Origin of the sequence: Paraburkholderia mimosarum LMG 23256 = NBRC 106338 (assembly GCF_000739815.1) — a bacterium.
GTDB lineage: Bacteria > Pseudomonadota > Gammaproteobacteria > Burkholderiales > Burkholderiaceae > Paraburkholderia > Paraburkholderia mimosarum.
Map to the genome: position 1 here is coordinate 1 of NZ_BBJJ01000288.1, position 1,483 is coordinate 1,483.

Below are 1,483 nucleotides of genomic sequence, written 5' to 3' on the forward strand. Positions count from 1 at the left end.
ACACTGATATGTATTTGACCTGTCCACTGGTTTATAAAAGATCCTGGCTCGCACAGTGTGCAGGTAGCAGAACGGACGGCATGCCGACGGTTGATCAGTCTGATATGCGCGGGTTGGGTACCGCATGACAACCGATTCGTCGGGGAGCTGCCTCGCTCTAGATTCGAGGATCATTCCATTGCTGGATGCCTCATAGTGTCAACGAGGGTTCTCCCACCGTTGTCCATTCCGCTACCAACACACTGTATGCGCATGACGACGTCTCTAACGATTGGGCGCAGGCTGGGGCAACGCCTGGCCTATTGCCCATATGAAGCCTGTCAGCTCGCGTGCGACTGCAGTACATGCCTGTACCTTGAGTTTGCCTTTACCCTCCATTAATCGATAACGCGCACACAGGCGTTTTTGTGCCTTCCAGGCAATATCCTGGACCGCTTCGCTGGTTCGCTCTGCACGGCGTTGCAGATGCGCGGTTTTCCTGGCTGGATGGCGATACGTCCAAGACGCCTCGACCAATACCCGGCGCACGTGAGCGTTGCCGGTTTTGGTGATTGCGCCGCGCGATTTGGTGGCGCCGCTGGAGTGTTCGCTGGGCACCAGCCCCAGATAGGCCATCAATTGCGGGGCACTGCCGAAGCGCCTCAGATCACCGATCTCTGCGACCACCGTCATCGCCGTCAGCAGGTTGACACCGCGCAGCGCCATCAGGCCTTCGATCACTGGCCAGAACACTGATTCGTTTGCCACGCGCTCAAGTTGCGTGTCCAGCCCATCGATACGCTTGCTGAGCGCCTTGACCGTGTCAACATACTCCTGAAACACAATCTGCTGGACTGGTTGTCCGAATTTCTGTTGCTCCAGCCACCGATAGTGCGCCTGGGTCCAGTTGCTCTTGCCGCTGTAGCTCTTGCCATATCGAAGCAGAAAGGCAGACAGGCGTTGCTTGGCCTGACGCTGCAGGTGCTTCATGTCCTCGCGCGCTCGAGTCAAGTCGCGCAATCCTTCCTGCGCATCGTCGGGAACCCAAACAGCTGTCAGCTCTCCGGCCCGGTGCAGGCGCGCCAACATCAGACTATCGCGACGGTCAGTCTTGACCCGTTCGCCTGCTTTCCGTGGGATCAGGGATGGTGCGACAACCTGGCAATCCCATCCGAGATCGCTGAGCTGCCGGTAAATCCCGTATCCACACGGGCCTGCCTCATAACAGAACGAAAGATGCGCGTCTCCCTTTCTCAACTGCCGAACCAGCTTTTCGATCGCCTCCGAAGTATTCGCAATCTCGCCAACGTAACGAACTTCCCCTCCGTTCGCACCGGCCACAGAAACCGCAATCGTTGCCTTGTGCACATCCAACCCAACGAACTTGCTAAACTGCTTCACGACCTGCTCTCCTCAATTGCGGCTCTGAGCCTTTGGTTTTTTGGAGCCTCAAGCTTAACCCGCGTCGCTTGAGGTGCAGCAGGTCCAATACATTATGTCTAGT

1 protein-coding gene is annotated in these 1,483 nt (G+C 57.0%); it reads right to left on the reverse strand.

The window, feature by feature from the left end; all coding sequences use genetic code 11:
• Nucleotides 1–264 precede the first annotated feature (264 nt).
• Nucleotides 265–1,380 (reverse strand): IS110 family RNA-guided transposase, encoded by a 1,116-nt coding sequence (locus tag BMI01S_RS37440; RefSeq protein WP_028229951.1) that lies wholly within the window; start codon nt 1,378–1,380, stop codon nt 265–267.
• Between the last annotated feature and the right edge of the window lie 103 nt (nt 1,381–1,483).